This is a genomic window from Streptomyces sp. NPDC017936 (genome assembly GCF_044328485.1).
Lineage (GTDB): Bacteria > Actinomycetota > Actinomycetes > Streptomycetales > Streptomycetaceae > Streptomyces.
This window is the reverse complement of record NZ_JBIRHK010000010.1, coordinates 32,510-48,714: the sequence shown is the minus strand read 5'-3', so window position 1 is coordinate 48,714 and position 16,205 is coordinate 32,510. Positions and strand designations below refer to the sequence as shown.

Below are 16,205 nucleotides of genomic sequence, written 5' to 3'. Positions count from 1 at the left end.
CCCGGAACAGCTGTCAGGCCGGGTGCCGGGCGGCGATGTCCTTGCCGCGGGGTGTGTCGGGGTCGGGCAGCTGGTGGGCCAGGTCGATCAGCTGGTCGAGGTTGATCACCAGGCCCCGGTCGTCGACCCGCACCCGCTCGCGCAGCGAGAGCAGGCACGAGGTGCGGTACTCCTTGGGCCAGCTGCGGTCGATGTTCCGCCACACCGACACCGAGCCCTCCTCCCAGGTGACCCCGCCCGCGGTGGGCGGCGTCGGCGTCTCGACGGGCGCCGGGGGCGACGCGGGTGCCACGGGCGCCACGGGAGCAGGGGTCGGCGCGGCGGGGCGCTGGTGCTCCTGTACGGGTGCGGTGGCCTGCTGCACCGACGCCGTCGTCGCGCCCTGCTCGCTCCACGGCCCGCCGTTGCGCTCCCGCTCGCCCGAGTCGCTGATGTGCAGCACCCGCTGCTCACCGGATCCGCCCGCGGTCAGCAACAGGCGCACGCCCTTGCCGATGAGCGACTGCGCCCGCTCCAGCACGTCACGCGCCCGGCGGTGCGCGAGCCCCTCGGTGAGAAAAGTGTGTTCGCGGCTGTCGTCGCCCTCGCCGTCGGGAACCCGCAGCACGAGCCGGGCCCTGCCCTGTCCGCCGTCGACGTGTGCCTGTGTGAGCACACCGGCGACCGGCAGGCAGGAGGAGAGCGCCTCCGCCTGGAGGGCGGTCGAGCCGCCCGGGGCCGACATCAGCCAGAGATCGACAGCGGTCCGCTCGACCTCGGCGAGCCAGGCGTCGTACGGACGGTCCCCCGTCGGACCGACGGCCTGAACGGCCAGGCTGACCCATGGGGTCATGCCCACAGCACTTGCGTTGCTCATCCGTCCCCCTCGCTAGTGTCAATACACAGTGTACTGTCGAACGGTCGCTCTACCATGGTGGGGACTGTCATTCAGGGCCCCGTTTCCGACCGCCCATGCCCGTACGCCCGCCTCGGCGGGACGAGCCACGAAGGGGGTTCTCGATGAGCGACTCGGGCGCGGGATCCCGCGCCGCGGAAGAGCCTCCGCCGCTGGCGATCGTGGTGTACGAGAACGGCCGGGCGAGCGTGGGCGGCATCCCCGTGACCGTGACCGACGCGACCGACCCGTCCGCCGTGCGCGGAGCCGCGATCCGGACCGCCGTCGGCATGGCGGCGGACCGGGGCGGCCCGCTGCGCGCCCTGGCGTTCGAGCCGGACGGCTCCGTCTGGCCGTTGGTCGTCCATCCGAACGGACTGGTCGAGGAGGACGCCGAGGCGGAGGAGCCTCCGCCGGACACGTCGGGCGGTACGTCCGGGAGCCCTCCGGGAGGACCCTCCGGAAGAGGGGCCGCGACCCTCTCGCTGCGGGCCACGCCCTCCTCGTCCCGTGGGCCGCGTACCGAGACCATCGTGCTCAATCCGGGCTGGTCGGACATCGTCCAGACGCCCCAGCCGCCGGACCGGTTCCGTGACCGATTGGTCCGGATCGCCGAGGCGGGGAACGCGGGCCGGATCGAGGCCGCCATGTCACTGACCGTGGACCTGGAGCGTGAGGTCGCGCTGCTGTTCGGTTCTTCGCATCCGCACGTTCTCCAGGCCCGCGCGGTGCGTGCGCACATCAGCACCCTCGCCCACGACTGGTCACGCGCGGCCGACCTGTACCTGGACCTCGCCGCCGCCTGGCTGGACGCGTCCGGCGGGCGAAGCGCCCAGCTTCTCCTGAACGCCGGCAATGCCCACTACTGCTGGAGGCTGGTCGCCGACCCGGAGGACAGCGAGCGGATCGGTGAGGCGGTGGTCCGGATGTGGCTGAAGGTGCCGGGAGCGGCGCGGCAGTTGGACGCGGCGCGGCGACACCGGGACGGGCTCAGGCGCCGGGCCTCACTCGCCCCCCGCGGTGCCGGCGCCTGACGTGCCGCGCTCGGCGGCCTGCCGGGACCGGGACCCCCGGAACCGGCTCGATCCCCTACCTCGCAGGCTTGTTGATGCACAGTCAGCATCGGCTTGTGTCGGAACGGTGACTCGCCGGGACCGCTCGGGCTGACATGATGTTTCCCTGAAAAGGGAGTTGCAGCTGTAACTGCTGCATGACTCCGAGGCGTTGTTCGGGGGAGCGACCAGTGAAGCAAGAGAATGCCGTGCGCGGAAAGATCTGGGGATCTCTCACCCTGGATGTACCGGAACACGAATGGTCCGCGCGAATATCCGACGTCATCGATCCGCTCGAGCCGACGCTGTTGCTGTCTCTGCCCCGAGGACTGTTCGTGGCGCACGACAGGGAGATGTGCCGCGCGGGTGCCTGTGGCGGTCCGGCGATGGAGAGCGACCTGGACTACCTGTCGGGGGTGTGGGGATTCACCCGCCTTCACAGGGGCGAGATGGCGGAGATCGCCGAGGTGCCGCACGTCAGCGTGCGGCTGGGCGAGCGGGGGGTGGCCGTGGATCTGGCGGGATACCCGTGGCTGCTGGGCGGCAGGTCTTGGGACGTGCCGGAGAAATGGGCCGCTCTCGGATCCGGAACCTCGTGTCTGCTGGGTATCTGCTTCGACGTGAACCTGGGGGAACCGGACGCCGAGGATCGTTTTTGGTCGGAACTCGACTCGGGAAAGGCGGTTTTGGGGCAGGTCGATGTCGAAATGGGGCTGTGAGGAACCCATGGCATGGCTGTACCGAAAGGCATGCTGTAGTGTCTGTACACAGTGATATGGCGCTCGGTGCAGTGAGCGTCTGCCCCGAGTCGTCGATCATTTGCTGGAGAGGCGATGAGCACTTCGGAAATTCCCCGGCGGTCCCATCGCCGGCGGATGGTGACGTCGAAGGCCGCGATGACCCGCCGCCCGGAAGGCGTGGATGAGGAAGTGGCGCTGCCCGGGGAACTCGAGCCCCTCGAGTGGACGTCGAACCGCGGTCCCATCACCGAGGAGGAAGCACTCGGTGTCCTGCGCAGGCGCCGGCGCAACGAGCTGAGCCAGGCACCCAAGCGCCAGGGCGCCAAACGCCCGGAGATCCCGACGGAGCTGCCGCCGGAGAACGCCCGCAAGGTGCCGGTCGTCAACCGCTTCCCGGCGCGTTATCTGGCCATGGCCCACGCACGAGCCGAGGTGGAGGGGACCAACCTCACGGCGATCCTGGAAGAGATGCTGGTCAAGTATGCGACGGGCAAGCCCACCCGGCCGCAGACCGTCAGCCGCCGACTGCTGTCCTTGTACACTCCGAAGGACTAGTGCGGTGGATCGGTTGACGGCCTGAGGAGCCGGCGGGCACTGAACGGTGGGGGAGAACAGGGTGTCCGAGAACAACGCCTTCGGGGCGTCGTCGCGCGCGGATGTCGACGAGGACGAACTGCCCCCGAGCCACGCTCGTACCCTCCCGCCACGGCCCGCGTCACCCGCTTCGTCCCCGGTACCCGGGCCGAACACCGCCGGCTCGGCCCCGCGGACCATGGATCCGCTGCCGAACGGCACCGGCTCCGGGGCGGTGACTCCCGCTCCGTTGCCGCCCGGCACCGCGACCGGTGCCTGGTCGCCCGACGGGACGCCCCTGCCGTACGGCACCTCCGTCACGTCCCGGGCCGCTGCCCCGCCGTCCGGCGGAACGCCTCCCGTGCCGCAGCAGGCTCCCGCACCGCTGCCCGACGGAGCCGTCTCCCCGGCGCCCTCGACCTCCGTCAATCCCTACGTCACGCCCCACCCGTACCTCGGTCAGTACGCCCCGGCAGCAGGCGCCGAGACCGCCGACGCCCGGCGTGGTTTCCTGCGCCGCAGGGGCGGCCGGGTCTCCGGACCCGAGCAGCAGCGGCTCGTCCGGTTGCAGACACCGGTGCCGCGGCCTTACCGGATCAGCGTCACCAGCATCAAGGGCGGTGTCGGCAAGACGACGACCTCGGCCATGCTCGGGCTGACCTTCTCCCGGTACCGGGCCGACCGTACGGTCGTGATCGACGCGAATCCGCATGCCGGAACCCTCGCGGACCGGTTGCTCGGCGAGCGGGTCATGCCGACCGTCCGGGACCTGGTCACCGCGGACCGCCGCCGCCGTGAGACGGGCGGCCCGGGGCTGACCGATCCGTTGCAGATCCACCAGTACCTCGGCCAGGCCGACCGGCTGATGGTGGCGGCGAGCGAACAGAACCCGGAAATCAGCGAGTTGTTCGACGAGGAGCAGTACCGCACCGCGCAGGACATCCTCACCCGTGCCTTTGACATCGTGATCACCGACAGCGGCACCGGAATGAAGCACTCCGCGATGAAGGGCACGCTCGCCACCACCGACCGGCTGGTCGTGGTGGCCGCGCCGCGCTTCGACGCGGCCCGTCGCGCCGCCAAGACCCTCGACGAGGTCCACGCGCAGGGGTACCCGCACCTCGTACGGGACGCCGTCGTCGTGATCACGATGGACTCGCCCAAGGCCGTCGGGATCAACATGAACACGCTGGTGGACTACTTCCGTCAGCTGTGCACCCACGTGATCCGCATTCCCTACGACCAGCAGCTGTACATGGGCGGCACGATCCACTACGACCAGGTCTCGTCGGCCACGCGCGGTGGGTACATGGATCTGGCCGCCATCCTGGCGGACGGCTTCGCCGCCGTACCGCCCGCCCGCTGAGCCGCACCCGCCCGCCGGCCCCCTGCCGATCCGTGCCCGCGCCGCCTGACTACTCGCTGCCCATCCGCGCGTCCACCAGCCATGTCCCGTCGGACTTGACCAGCTTCAGGTTCATGCCGGTGTCGTTGCCGTCGCCCCCGTTGCTCCAGCTGGTCCGCTCCACATACGTGACCTGCACCCACACCTCGGTCGGGGTGCGCGGGGCCTCGTCCGGGATCACCGTCTCGATGGCGTCCGCGCTGACGGAGACCCCGCCCTTCTTGGCGGCCGCGCAGGTGACGTCACAGCGGTCGCTGCTGGTGTCCCGTAGCTTCTCCAGGTACGCGGCGGTGGCGTACGGCTCGATCCGCTCCAGGTAGGCGCGGGGGCCGTCGACCGTCCAGTCCTGCCGGACGTAGGCGTCGACGAAGGCGGCCGCCACCGTCTCGGGATCGCCGCGGTCGACCGCCGTGGCGCCGGGGCCGGCCGTGGCGTCCCCGGCCGGCGACGCCGACTGCCGGCCGGAACCGGGAGCGGCGCTCACCGACGGCCCGGAGGACGAGGGTGCGGCCTCCGGTTCCTCGTCCTCGGTGCAGCCGCCGAGTACGGCGACGGCCAGCGCCGCCAGGCACAGGGCCGCCGCGCGGCGGGGCATTGCGGTCACAGGGTCCTCCTCGCGAAGCGTGGGGCCGGGCCCGGCCTAGTCATTGGTCCCGTCGCTGACCTGGTCGGCGGCGCCGCTGCCACTCGACGAGTTCTTCAGCAGCCGCGAGCCGCCGATCCACTGGTCCATCCAGTAGCGGTTCTTGCTGACGTGCTCGACGATCTCCACGGTCTTCCCGGTGCGCGGCGCGTGGATCATCTGGTCGTTGCCCAGGTACATGCTCACATGGTGGATGCCGCCCACCGTGCCGGTGTTCGACCAGAACATCAGGTCTCCCGGCTTGAGAGCCCCGTACGAGGCCACCCGGGTCCCGGAGTTCCACTGGTCGCCGGTGTAGTGGCCCAGGGTGATGCCGACCTGGGCGTACGCGTAGAGGGTGAGCCCCGAGCAGTCGAAGCCCTTGGAGACGCCCGAGGGGCAGTACTCGGTGTAGGTGGGGCCCTTGGCGTCGCCGCCCGCCCAGCAGTAGTCGATGCCGATCTGTGCCTTCGCCGCCCGGATCACCTTGCCGACGTCCCCGCTGAGGCCGACGTCGTCGCACTTGATGTTCTTGGCCCGGCCGACGATCTGACCCGCGACGCCCTCCCACTTGGAGTAGGCGTCGGGGAAGGCCGAGACCTGCACGGCCTGGGCGGCCGCTCCCTTGTCCATCTGCTGCCAGTCGGGGACGCCGAGCAGACCGCGGGGGTTGGGCGGGCTGGGGTGGTTGGGGCCGCCGTAGAAGGCCTTGGCGGAGTAGTTCGGGTCCATGATCTCTTCGACGCTTCCCCAACCCGCCGAAGGCCGCTGCTGGAAGAGACCGACACTGTCGCGGTCGCCGTAGTTGATGTTGCGCAGCTGGCTTTCCTGAAGGGCCGTCATGATGGCGATCACCAGGCCGTCGTCGGGCACCTTGGTCCTCTCGCCGACATGCACGATGATGGCCGCGTTGCCCATCTGCTCCTCGGTCACCGTGTACGCGCCGACGCCGGGGACGTGGGTGTGGATCTTCTCCCCACCGGGGTCGCAGACCGTCCCGCCGGGGACGCCGTCGCCCTCTCCGTCCTCGCCGCCGTCGGCGCCGAGCGCGGAATTGAGAACGCTGCCCGCCCCCATGACGGCCGCTCCGCCCACGAAAATCACTCCACAACCGCTGAAGAGAAATGCGCAGGCGGCGAGGATGACTATGAGGGTCTTCTTGTCCACTGGTCGGTGTGCCCCCCGTTGGCCGCACCCGTCAGGATGCTTGTGTGTCTATACCCTACGAGCAAGTGTCTATACTCTTCAATCTCCTTGGGTATGACGGCATCGACGGCGGCGTCAACGTCGGCACCGCACAGGGCATGTGATGACGGCACTGACTGGGAAGGGAAACCCCGTGACCGAACAGCCGCCCCCCGCACCCCCCGCCCATGCGCTCGCCGTTGTCATGCGCGACTACCTCTCCTACGGGGAGAGCGGCATGGCCGACCTCAAAGAAGCGGTGCACTCCGTCCGGCAGAAGCCCGTCATCGGCGCCTTCTGCCGGCACCTGCGGCAGATCCTCGCCGGTACGGCCCCCGTGCCGACCGACGTCATCAACAAGGAGTTCCAGCGCCGCGCCGACGAGGAGACCGCCCTCGGAGACGGCACGCCCGTCGAGCCGGTCCACTACGACGACCAGCAGGCCTACGAGGCCCTGGCCGACCTCTGGGAGTACCTGGACCTCACCCCGGAAGGCGAGCCGGAGGGCGCCGTCACCTCCGCCAAGACAGCTGTGCGGAACCGCCGTTCACAACTGCTGTGGGTCGACGGCGACCCTGTCGAGGCACTGAAGACCTGGATGTCCTGGCGCTCACTCGCCCTCTTCGGCGCCGGGACCGTCCTGTGCACCGGGGGCTGGGCGGCGTACCAACGCATCGACGCCACGCTCCTGCGCAGCCTCCTGTTGCTGCTGACCCTCGCCGGCTTCGTCATGGCCAGCGTCGGCGGCGGTGCCCTGTGGCTGCGCCGCGTCCGCTACGTCAACCCGGACGCGTTCCTCCCGTCCGAACGCAAGACGAAGGAAGAGCGCCGCTGAGGCCGACGGGCGAGCCCCCGCTCACCCGCGGTCGCTGGTCACTACCGGTACCGCTGCCCGTCCGGCTGCCCGTACGGCTCGCCGCCCTGACCCCCCGCGCCGCCGGCGCCCTGCGCCAGCAGCCGCTCCGCCTGTTCCCTGTCCACCTTCTGCTCCGCACCGCAGAAGGTGCACTGCGTGAAGTACTTGGTGGACACCGGGAACAGCGGCACGAAGAACAAAGTGAACTTGGTGACGCGCTTCCTGAGCGTGTGCGCGGCGGGATTCCCGCAGCGGTCGCACACCAGTGTCAGTATCGCGAGCTGGTACAGGTACCCCTTGGTCCCGAAAATGATCACTCTGCCGGCCCTCTCCGCGGTGCGTTCCCCCGATCCTCTCCCGCCTGACCCCCACAGGCCACCGAAAACACGGCGTTCCCCTGCTGCCCGGCCGGGGCGCCCCACCAAAGGACGTCTGCGGCCCCGGCCCGTGACCGCATGCGCCCTGTCCATCGCCGCCGGGACGAGAGCGACCCGTCCGGCGGCACGATCGGCTCGGAGACGTGTGCTCCCCTCTCCGCGAGGGCGAGGGCGAGGGCGCCGAAGGGGATCCCTCACGGGGACGCCCGGATTCCCGGGGCCGGGACGAGGTGACGGACCTGCCGGAACGGCCGCTGCGCGAAGGCGACGTGGCCTTCGGGCTGCGACCGTTCCGGGTCCTCACGCCGCGGCTGCGGCCGCGTCCGGGGCGACTACTTGCGGCCCACGCCCTTGTCGCCGATGTGGAAGATCCGGTGGCTGTCGCGGGTCATGTCGACGACCAGCTTGGTGGTGGTGCCGCCGCCCCAGGTGAGGGTGACGACGGCCTCCGTGTGGGTGCCGACGGTGCCGTTGTCGGTGACCTTCCAGGCGAGCGGGACGTTCTGGGCGCGCAGGACGCCGTCGGCGTGCTCCTGGTCCTCCCAGGCCGCCAGCTCCTCCTGGAAGGCGGGGGTGAGGTAGTGGCCGCGCAGGGCCTGTCCGAGGGTGCCGCGGTCCTCGCCGAGCACCGCGTCGATGTAGGTGCCGTAGAAGTCGGCGATGCGGGTGATGTCGTCGGACGGCTTGCCGCTGACGCTGCGCGGGGCGCCGGCGGAGGCCTGGGCGGTGGCGCCGAGGCCGAGGGCGACGGCGAGGACGCCGGCCGTCACAGCGGTGCGGGTCTTGCTGCTCATGGGTGTTCTCCGTTTTCCGAGTCGTGTCGAATCGCGCCGGACGGCGCTGTGGCGCCGGACGGCGCTGTCGGTGGCGATGGCCGCCCTCCCCACCCCCGTGGCGGAGGGCGGCCCGGTCGTGCGGTCGGTGCGGCTCGTGCGCACCGTGACGGGCGTCCCCGCGAAGGCCGCGTGCCGTGCCGGACCTGCTGTCCTCGTTCAGCCGCGAGAAGCGCCGAAGGAGTCGCAGGCCTCGGCTGTGGCCTTCGCCGGTGTGGCGAGCGTCGCGCCGGGGGCGAGGCCCGTGGCGGCGAGTGTGAGGAGCGCGTCTGCTCGGGTGCGCTCGGGCATGGCTGTCCCCCTGTGGATGAGTGCATGGGTGTCGTCCGCCGCCCGCCGCCGACTGGTCGGTCCGGCCCTGGTCGGTGCGACACCAAGAGCTTCAGCCGTCACGGCGGCCCGGCGCAACGCCGGACGCCCGTCCGGCGTGAGTGGAACCATCCCAGCCCGTCTGACGTGCAGGTACATGACCGCCTGGGACACGGGGACACGGGGAGGACGGGGGAACGGTGTCGACCGGAGACGACGTCGAGCAGTTCGCGGCGCTGCTGCGTCGGCTGAAGGACCGCACGGGCCGGAGCTACGGCTCCCTGGCCCGGCGCCTCACCATGAACACCTCCACGCTGCACCGCTACTGCACGGGCGAGGCGACCCCGCAGGACTACGCCCCGGTGGAGCGCCTGGCCGCCTTTTGCGGGGCGACACCGGAGGAACGCCTCGAACTGCACCGCCTGTGGCTGCTCGCGGTGACGGCACGGCAGCGGCCGAGGGCGGGTGAGGGGGCGGCGGAGCCGACGAGGATCCAAGAGGCGGCGGAGCCGACGAGGACCGAGGAGACAGCGGGACCGGCAGAGGCCGAGGAAGCGCCGGAGCCGACAGGGGACGAGCGGACTCCGGGTCCGGACAGCCGGACGTCGCGGGGCACGGGCGGCGGCGCGGACGGCGTCGGTGGTGACGGGGGCGGCACGAGCGGTGCGCCGCCGCGACTCGACGCGGGCGCACCCGACGCCGGGCTGCCCGCTCCCGGTGCCGGGCTGCCCGCTCCCGACGCTCCCGGACCGGGCGGTCCCGGACCGGGCGGTCCCGGGCCGACGGTCCAGCGGGACGCGGCCCGCTCGACCGGACGGCCCTGGTACCGCCGTCGCCGCGCCGCCGTCGGCGCCGCCGCGGCGACCGTCCTGCTGGTGACGCTGGGCAGTCTGCCGGCGCTGTCGGCCGATCGGCCCCACGACGACTCCGCCGAGGCACCCGGCCGGTCCCGTACGACAGGGGCCGGCGCGTCGCACCACCCCTCGGCCACCGCGACCGGCCCCTCCGCCGGCCGTTCACCGGCCTCGCCCTCCGCAGGAGCACGGGCTTCGGGAAGCCCCGGGTCGAAGAACGGACCGTCGCCGGACCCGAAGGGCGAGAAGGACGAGAAGGACGAGAAGGGCATGGGGGGCGACACCGCGGTGTCGACCGGCGTGCCGCTCGCCTGGACCGCCGACTCGCAGGTCTGGGAGGGCGGCTGCGGGCACGACTACGTCATCGGGAAGAAGCCGGCCCAGGTGCCCCCGCCACCGGATCAGCAGGACGCCGGGGTGTGGGCGGCGACGCAGGGGGCGGTGCACGGACGGCGGACGATGGTGCAGATCTCGGTGCAGGGCACGTCGTCCACGGCCGTGGTCCTGGAGGCCCTCCGGGTCCGTGTCGTCAGCCGCGGCACTCCGCTCACCGGCACCGCGTACGCCATGGACCAGGGCTGCGGCGGCGACCTGAGGCCCCGTGAGTTCTCCGTGAACCTGGACGCCGACCGCCCGATCGCCCGCGCCCGGCCCGGCAGCGACACCGGAAAGCCCCTCCCCGCGGCGCGGCTGCCCTACCGCGTCTCCGCCGAGGACCCGGAGGTGCTGCTGGTCACCGCGACGACCGAGGCCCACGACTGCGCCTGGTACCTGGAACTCGACTGGTCCTCCCAGGGCCGCACCGGCACGGTCCGCGTCGACGACCACGGCCACCCGTTCCGCACCAGCGGCATCGCGGGCCTGCCCCACTACTGGTACGGCACCGACGACGCCGGTGCACGCCGGTGGGTGCCCGTCGACTCCTAGGACGGGTGCGCGTCCTGGCCGTCGGCCGGGTCCAGGAGCCGTGTCCGCGCCGGCGGAGGCTTCGCAGGGCTCGCAGCGCCCCCGGCAGCAGCGAGTCGCAGAGCGAAGGCGATCGTGAAACCGGTGCTCGGGGCCGTGCCGCCGGCGCCCGCGGCGGGAGGATTTCCCGAAACGGGAACGGTTCGGCGGTTGCTACCGTCGATTCCGCATTCCCGTCCCCCTCGCAGGATCAGAAGGATCTTCCTCATGCATGATGCCCGCGCTCTGATCGACATGGGTGCCGAAGCGGTCCGTCGGCTCGCTCGTCGCGGCTACACCCTCGACCTGTCCGAGCTGGAGTCCCTCCACTCCCGGCGCAAGGAGAGCGTTCGCTCGGCCGACGAGCTGCGGGCGGAGTCCAAGCGAGTGGCGAGCGAGGTCCAGCGGACCGCGAAGCAGGGCGGTGACCTCACCCACCTCAAGGAGCGCGCCCGCGAGCTGAAGGAGCGGATCCGCGAGATCGAGGCCGGCCAGGCAGAGACCGAGACCCAGCTGCGCGAACTGCTCCTGGGCATCCCGAACCTGCCGGACGACTCGGCCCCCGACGGCGACTCCGAGGAGTTCGCCGTCGAGATCCGGCGGGTCGGCACGCCGCCCGCCTTCCCGTTCGCACCGAAGGACCACGTCGACCTCGGCGAGGCCACCGGCATCCTCGACTTCGGCAGGGCGACGAAGCTGTCCGGCCCGCGCTTCGCGGTCTCCCGCGGCGCCGGCGCCGCCCTGGAACGCGCCCTGGCCGCGCTCTTCCTCGACCTCCACACCCGTCGGCACGGCTACGTCGAGTACTCGGTCCCCTACCTGGTCACCCGCAAGACCATGACCGGTACCGGACAGCTCCCGAAGTTCGAGGAGGACCTGTTCAGGACCGGCGTCGCCGACCGCGACCTGTTCCTCGTCCCGACGGCCGAGGTCCCGCTGACCAACCTCTACGCCGACGAGATCATCCCCCCGGCGGAGCTGCCGCTCGCGCTCACCGCCCACACCCCGTGCTTCCGGTCCGAGGCGGGCTCGTACGGCCGCGACACCCGCGGCCTGATCCGCCAGCACCAGTTCGCCAAGGTCGAGATGGTCCGCATCGTCGACCCGGCCGACGCCGACGCCGAGCTGGAGAAGATGATCGGCCATGCCGAGGCGTGCCTGGAGGAACTCGGCCTCGCCTACCGCGTCATCAAGCTGGCCGCCGGCGACACGGGCTTCTCCGCCCAGCTCACCTATGACATCGAGGTCTGGATCCCGAGCCAGAACACGTACCGCGAGATCTCCTCGGTCTCCCACTTCGGCACGTTCCAGGCCCGTCGGGCGAACATCCGGACCCGGGGCGAGGACGGCAAACCCACCCTCGTCGCCACCCTCAACGGCTCCGGCCTTCCCATCGGCCGCACCTTGGCCGCCCTCCTCGAGCAGTGCCAGCAGCAGGACGGCTCCATCCTCCTGCCCGAACCCCTCGCCCCGTACCTCGGCTTCCGCCGGATCTCGCCGGACGGGACACCGGAGGCGTAGCGCTCGTCGGCGTCTGCGACGGCCCTGGTGACCCTGCGGGATGGCGGTTGTCCCACCTTCGGTGCGCGACGAGATCACGACCGAGGCCGCTTGGCGACAGCGGTTCAGCTCAGGGGCCCGTGCGATCAGCACGTGACCAGTTGGTGGTGACAGCTGTCCCTTCCCGTAGGGGAGTGGGCCTGATCGCCGGGAAGAGCGCACGCAGTCGCGCATCGTCGGCCTGCGAATGAGGGACGTCCCGATGCGGTCGGCTGCGTGTTCGAGGACGGCGCGGCACCCGGTTGCGGCCTCCATCTCGGGGATCAGGTCCGGAAGGGACGTCCGTGTGCCGAAGGCCAGGTCGGTCGGCCGAGGAACGACGACCCGGCGCAGGAGGGCGTCGGTGAGGCGCGGACGAGCAACGAGACGACCCGGGTCCGCCGGGTCGCCCCGGAGGGCCTGGCCGAACTGGACGTCCACCCGACCATGCGGGTCCGCATCGAGCACGCGCTGGACCGAACGCGCACGGCGCCCTACACCGGCTGACGCTTGATCGCGGCGATGCGTTCGAGGACGCGTGCCGTGCACGCCAGGATCTCCGGTTCGGCGCGGCGGATGAACTTCCCGATCAGGCTGTCCGCACCGTACCGGTCGGTGATCTCGTCGATGCGGTCGACCGGGTCGGTGGGTGTCCCGTCCGGCGTGGTGCTCATGTCGCAGAAGCACAGGGCGTCGTCCAGGTGCGGGAGGTCCCTGGGGAACTCGCTCTCCAGGTCCTCCCGGAGCCCGCGTGCCTCGGCCTCCATCCAAGCGCAGGAATGGTGCGCGACCAGCCGAACGACCCGCTCATTCGCCCTGGCGACGTCCCGTAGGTACCGAGCCCCGTCCAGCGGGTGGAAACCGGTCTTGGCCAGGTCCGGCGAGTAGCCGATGTCGTGCAGCACCGCCGCCGCCTCCAACAGGTCCGCGTCGTCGCCGAGAGCGGGTGCGATGATCCGCGCCCGCTCGGCCACTCCCAGGCAGTGCGCCCACCGACGCGGCAGCGGCTCGGCGAGCAGCGACTCGGCGAGGGGATAGGCCCATTCGGTCAGTGTCGTGGCGACCACGTCAGCGTGCTCCTCTCAGCCCGGCAGGGCCAATACGGCTTGTTGCTCGCCTTGTCGGCTCCCGAGACCACCCCATCCGCCTCCCACTTGTCCAGAGCTCCGGCAATGGTCGGCCGCGCTGCACCGCCGTGATCCGGCTCGTCGGAGCCGTCCTGGCCGAGCGGAACGACGAAAGGGACGACGCGATCCCGGAACCGTCCCGGTCGTATCGACGTGAAGGTACGGGGAGCGCCTGGGAGGCCGTCCAGGACCGGGGCACGACGGCGCAGGCCGACGAACGGATGCGAGTACGGACCACATGGACGCAATCCACGACGACGTAGCGGAGTTCGCCTCACTGCTGACGCGTCTGAAGGAGCGCACGGACCGCAGCTACGCGGCGCTGGCCCGCCGTCTGGGCATGAACGCCTCCACGCTGCACCGCTACTGCGCCGGAGAAGCGGTTCCCCTGGACTTCACCGGGGTCGAGCGGTTCGCCGCACTCTGCGGAGCCTCCCCCGAGGAACGCGTGGAGTTGCACCGCCGGTGGATCCTGGCAGTCGCGGCACGGCAACGACCGCGCCGATCCGCTGCCCGGCGGGCACCGGAGCCCCGCGACACCACGGGCACCGCGGCATCGGCCGCATCCGCGAGCCACAGCGGCCCGGCGGACGAGACACCCGGGCCGACCTCGCCGGCCGACCCGCGCCCCGGGCCGACCTCGCCGGCCGGCCGGCGGCCCCACGTCGGGCGCCCTCGACGACGGCCCGTGCGATCGATGGCACTGGCGGCCTCGCTCGCCGTCGCGCTCGCCGGCCTCACCACATCCGCTTCCGGACCCTTCTCCGCAGGCGGTGAGCCGTCGGCCTCCGCCGGCACCGCACCGGAGCCCTCGGCGTCGGCCACGCGCGGCGGCGGCCCGCGATCCGCTTCCGGACCTTCCCCCGCCGGCGGTGAGCCGTCGGCCTCCGCCCCCACCGCACCGGAGCCCTCGGCGCCGGTCACGCGCGGCGGCGGCCCGCAGGAGGACCGGGCGAGCGCCGACACGGTCCCACCACCGGCCCCGCTCACCTGGACGGCCGACTCCCACCTCTGGCGACCCGAATGCGACCATGACTACGTCATCGCCGAGCCACCGCAACAGGTCCCGCCGCCGCCGGCGCCGCAGGACGCCGCGGCGTGGGCCGAGTCCCTGGGGGCGGTGCACGGGCGCACCACCCACCTGCGGATCTCGGTGCAGGGACGCGGCTCCGCCGCCGTCATCCTGGAGGCCCTGCACGTGCGCGTGGTCAGCCGCACGACCCCCGCCGCCCACCGGGGCATCGCCTACTCCATGTACGAAGGCTGCGGCGCCGTCCTCATCCCCCGTCACTTCTCCGTGAACCTCGACGCGGACCGGCCCCTGGCCCGTTCGGTCCCCGGCAACGACCCGGACAGGCCGGACCCCGCGGTCGGCTTCCCCTACCGGGTGTCCCTGCAGGAGCCGGAGGTCCTGCTGCTCTCCGCGCGCACCGAGTCCTGCACCTGCGACTGGTACGTCGACCTCGACTGGTCCTCACAGGGGCGGACCGGCACGGTGCGCATCGACGACCACGGCCGTCCGTTCCGCACCACCACCATCGAGGGGCTACCGCACTACTGGTACCGCAACCCCTCCGGCTGGATCCCCATGACCACCTCCGACGACGAGGTGGAAACCGGCGACTGACGAGCCACGGGCCGCTCCGCCGGCGGTCCTCACGCGGCCCTGCCCGTCGCCCGGCGGGCGCGCTCACGCACGCCTGCCGGCCGTTCCGGCGGATTCAGCACGTGGAGCTGCTGGAGATCCTTATCCCGTTGACGCTGTAAGCGTCGGCGAACAGGGTCTGGGTGTTCGGCGGGAGGCAGATCGAGCCCCCGCTCTGGAGCCGCAGGTACACCACGTCGTCGTTCCGGGTGTTCAGGACGCCGTAGTGCGGCCGGGGCGTGACCGCCTGGTAGGTGCTGGTGACGTCCCGGTACTTCGAGATCGGCTTGCCGGCGAGCAAGTCGCTGTTGTTCAGGTAGAAGCAGACGTAGGGGTACGGGCAGCCCTGGGTGGGGGACTCCGCGTGGGCCGCGGACGCGCCGGTCATGGACATGGCCGCGACGGCCACGCTCACTCCCGCGAAGCTTGCGGCCTTCCGGACGAGGGGCTTCATCAGACCTCCTGGGATTCGGTGGTTGTTCGAGTCCGTCCGCGAGCGGTGACGGACAGGGCGAGGCGGAGCACGGCCGGGACGGTCATGTGCCGGGCCGTGCGGCCGGCTTCAGCCGGTTCTCAACGGGCCGTGTGAGCGTTCTGGCCGGCCGCCGGGAAGCGGTCCCGACCGGGGTCCGTCACTTCGACATGATGAAATCGAGGGCGAAACCGGGAGCGGTCGTCCAGTAGGTGACACGCTGGTAGTCGTTGGCGTACAGCGTCTCGACGGGCATGGGGACGTCGATCGGCTTGCCCACGCTGCTGCCGGGCCGACGGCCCTGGAGGCTGAGGGTGATGCTCTTCGCCTCGTACTCGTCCATGGGGCCGTTGACGAGCAGAGCGGCGTACGCCTCCTCACCCGGAGCGAGGGTGACGGGGACCCCCGGGTGCGGGTCGCTCTCCTCGATCACGCGGGCGGTGTTCCGGCCGTCGCCGAGCCGCACGAGCGGGTAGCGGTAGAGGGTGCACTTCTTGTCGCCGGCGTTCTGGACGGTGAGGAGGAGGTGCCTGGCGTCCTCGCTGTCCGCGGGCTCCTTCACGGCGGACACCCCGAGGACCTCCTGGGAGCAGGCGGCGACGGTGCCCTTGTCGCCACTGCCGCCCGAGCGGTGCGGCACCGCGTCCTCGGCCTTCCCGCCGATCGCCAGCGGCCCGGTGGCGGAGGCCTGTGCCGACACACCACATCCGAGAGCCAGGACGAGACCCGCGGCCACGGCCGCACGGCGGCCCTTGAGGGACTTCACGTTCATATGCGTCTTTCCTTTTCTGATCTTC

At 71.6% G+C, this 16,205-nt stretch carries 18 protein-coding genes; 9 read left to right on the top strand and 9 right to left on the bottom strand.

The window, feature by feature from the left end; translation table 11 throughout:
• Window positions 1-13 precede the first annotated feature (13 nt).
• Complete coding sequence (locus tag ACH4F6_RS21635; RefSeq protein WP_397961897.1) at window positions 14-856, bottom strand: hypothetical protein; 843 nt, start codon at window positions 854-856, stop codon at window positions 14-16.
• A 143-nt stretch (window positions 857-999) separates the two neighbouring features.
• Here ACH4F6_RS21635 and ACH4F6_RS21630 point away from each other — a divergent pair, with 143 nt between their 5' ends.
• The 4 genes from ACH4F6_RS21630 to ACH4F6_RS21615 all read left to right on the top strand — a co-directional run bounded on the left by ACH4F6_RS21630 (window position 1,000) and on the right by ACH4F6_RS21615 (window position 4,605).
• Window positions 1,000-1,908 (top strand): hypothetical protein, encoded by a 909-nt coding sequence (locus ACH4F6_RS21630; RefSeq protein WP_397961896.1) that lies wholly within the window; start codon window positions 1,000-1,002, stop codon window positions 1,906-1,908.
• A gap of 209 nt (window positions 1,909-2,117) precedes the next feature.
• Window positions 2,118-2,645: a hypothetical protein gene (locus tag ACH4F6_RS21625; RefSeq protein ID WP_397961895.1), complete on the top strand. Its 528-nt coding sequence runs from the start codon at window positions 2,118-2,120 to the stop codon at window positions 2,643-2,645.
• Between the two features lie 156 nt (window positions 2,646-2,801).
• Window positions 2,802-3,221, top strand: a complete 420-nt coding sequence (locus ACH4F6_RS21620; protein WP_397961894.1) for a hypothetical protein — start codon at window positions 2,802-2,804, stop codon at window positions 3,219-3,221.
• A gap of 379 nt (window positions 3,222-3,600) precedes the next feature.
• Window positions 3,601-4,605, top strand: a complete 1,005-nt coding sequence (locus ACH4F6_RS21615; protein WP_397961893.1) for a MinD/ParA family protein — start codon at window positions 3,601-3,603, stop codon at window positions 4,603-4,605.
• 49 nt (window positions 4,606-4,654) lie between these two features.
• Here ACH4F6_RS21615 and ACH4F6_RS21610 read toward each other — a convergent pair whose 3' ends face one another.
• Window positions 4,655-5,248 (bottom strand): hypothetical protein, encoded by a 594-nt coding sequence (locus tag ACH4F6_RS21610; RefSeq protein WP_397961892.1) that lies wholly within the window; start codon window positions 5,246-5,248, stop codon window positions 4,655-4,657.
• Window positions 5,249-5,284: 36 nt separating this feature from the next.
• Window positions 5,285-6,433 carry a C40 family peptidase gene (locus tag ACH4F6_RS21605; protein ID WP_397961891.1) on the bottom strand — a complete coding sequence of 383 codons (1,149 nt, stop codon included), beginning with the start codon at window positions 6,431-6,433 and terminating at the stop codon, window positions 5,285-5,287.
• A gap of 172 nt (window positions 6,434-6,605) precedes the next feature.
• Here ACH4F6_RS21605 and ACH4F6_RS21600 point away from each other — a divergent pair, with 172 nt between their 5' ends.
• The gene (locus tag ACH4F6_RS21600; protein ID WP_397961890.1) at window positions 6,606-7,286 is read left to right on the top strand and encodes a hypothetical protein; all 681 of its coding nucleotides are present in this window, start codon (window positions 6,606-6,608) and stop codon (window positions 7,284-7,286) included.
• 41 nt (window positions 7,287-7,327) lie between these two features.
• Here the strand turns inward: ACH4F6_RS21600 and ACH4F6_RS21595 are convergent, their stop codons facing one another.
• The 3 genes from ACH4F6_RS21595 to ACH4F6_RS21585 all read right to left on the bottom strand — a co-directional run bounded on the left by ACH4F6_RS21595 (window position 7,328) and on the right by ACH4F6_RS21585 (window position 8,808).
• Entirely contained in the window at window positions 7,328-7,624 is a 297-nt protein-coding gene (locus tag ACH4F6_RS21595) for a zinc-ribbon domain-containing protein (protein ID WP_397961889.1), read from the bottom strand.
• A gap of 392 nt (window positions 7,625-8,016) precedes the next feature.
• Entirely contained in the window at window positions 8,017-8,478 is a 462-nt protein-coding gene (locus ACH4F6_RS21590; protein WP_397961888.1) for a hypothetical protein, read from the bottom strand.
• A 198-nt stretch (window positions 8,479-8,676) separates the two neighbouring features.
• Window positions 8,677-8,808: a hypothetical protein gene (locus ACH4F6_RS21585; RefSeq protein WP_397961887.1), complete on the bottom strand. Its 132-nt coding sequence runs from the start codon at window positions 8,806-8,808 to the stop codon at window positions 8,677-8,679.
• A 218-nt stretch (window positions 8,809-9,026) separates the two neighbouring features.
• Between ACH4F6_RS21585 and ACH4F6_RS21580 the strand changes: the two genes are divergently transcribed.
• From ACH4F6_RS21580 to ACH4F6_RS21570, 3 genes are all read left to right on the top strand, one after another.
• On the top strand, window positions 9,027-10,607 hold the full coding sequence (locus tag ACH4F6_RS21580; protein WP_397961886.1) for a helix-turn-helix domain-containing protein: 1,581 nt from the start codon (window positions 9,027-9,029) through the stop codon (window positions 10,605-10,607).
• Between the two features lie 246 nt (window positions 10,608-10,853).
• Window positions 10,854-12,146, top strand: a complete 1,293-nt coding sequence (gene serS / locus ACH4F6_RS21575; protein ID WP_397961885.1) for a serine--tRNA ligase — start codon at window positions 10,854-10,856, stop codon at window positions 12,144-12,146.
• A 255-nt stretch (window positions 12,147-12,401) separates the two neighbouring features.
• Window positions 12,402-12,671 (top strand): hypothetical protein, encoded by a 270-nt coding sequence (locus ACH4F6_RS21570; protein ID WP_397961884.1) that lies wholly within the window; start codon window positions 12,402-12,404, stop codon window positions 12,669-12,671.
• On the opposite strand, the gene ACH4F6_RS21565 is transcribed toward ACH4F6_RS21570, so the two are convergent.
• Window positions 12,659-13,231, bottom strand: a complete 573-nt coding sequence (locus ACH4F6_RS21565; protein ID WP_397961883.1) for an HD domain-containing protein — start codon at window positions 13,229-13,231, stop codon at window positions 12,659-12,661. The genes ACH4F6_RS21570 and ACH4F6_RS21565 overlap by 13 nt on opposite strands.
• 298 nt (window positions 13,232-13,529) lie before the next feature.
• On the opposite strand from ACH4F6_RS21565, the gene ACH4F6_RS21560 reads away from it, so the two are divergent.
• A complete protein-coding gene (locus ACH4F6_RS21560; RefSeq protein WP_397961882.1) occupies window positions 13,530-14,918 on the top strand; it encodes a helix-turn-helix domain-containing protein in 1,389 nt (462 codons plus the stop codon).
• A gap of 94 nt (window positions 14,919-15,012) precedes the next feature.
• Here ACH4F6_RS21560 and ACH4F6_RS21555 read toward each other — a convergent pair whose 3' ends face one another.
• Both ACH4F6_RS21555 and ACH4F6_RS21550 read right to left on the bottom strand, forming a co-directional pair.
• A complete protein-coding gene (locus ACH4F6_RS21555; RefSeq protein WP_397961881.1) occupies window positions 15,013-15,390 on the bottom strand; it encodes a hypothetical protein in 378 nt (125 codons plus the stop codon).
• A 178-nt stretch (window positions 15,391-15,568) separates the two neighbouring features.
• Complete coding sequence (locus ACH4F6_RS21550; protein WP_397961880.1) at window positions 15,569-16,180, bottom strand: DUF4232 domain-containing protein; 612 nt, start codon at window positions 16,178-16,180, stop codon at window positions 15,569-15,571.
• Between the last annotated feature and the right edge of the window lie 25 nt (window positions 16,181-16,205).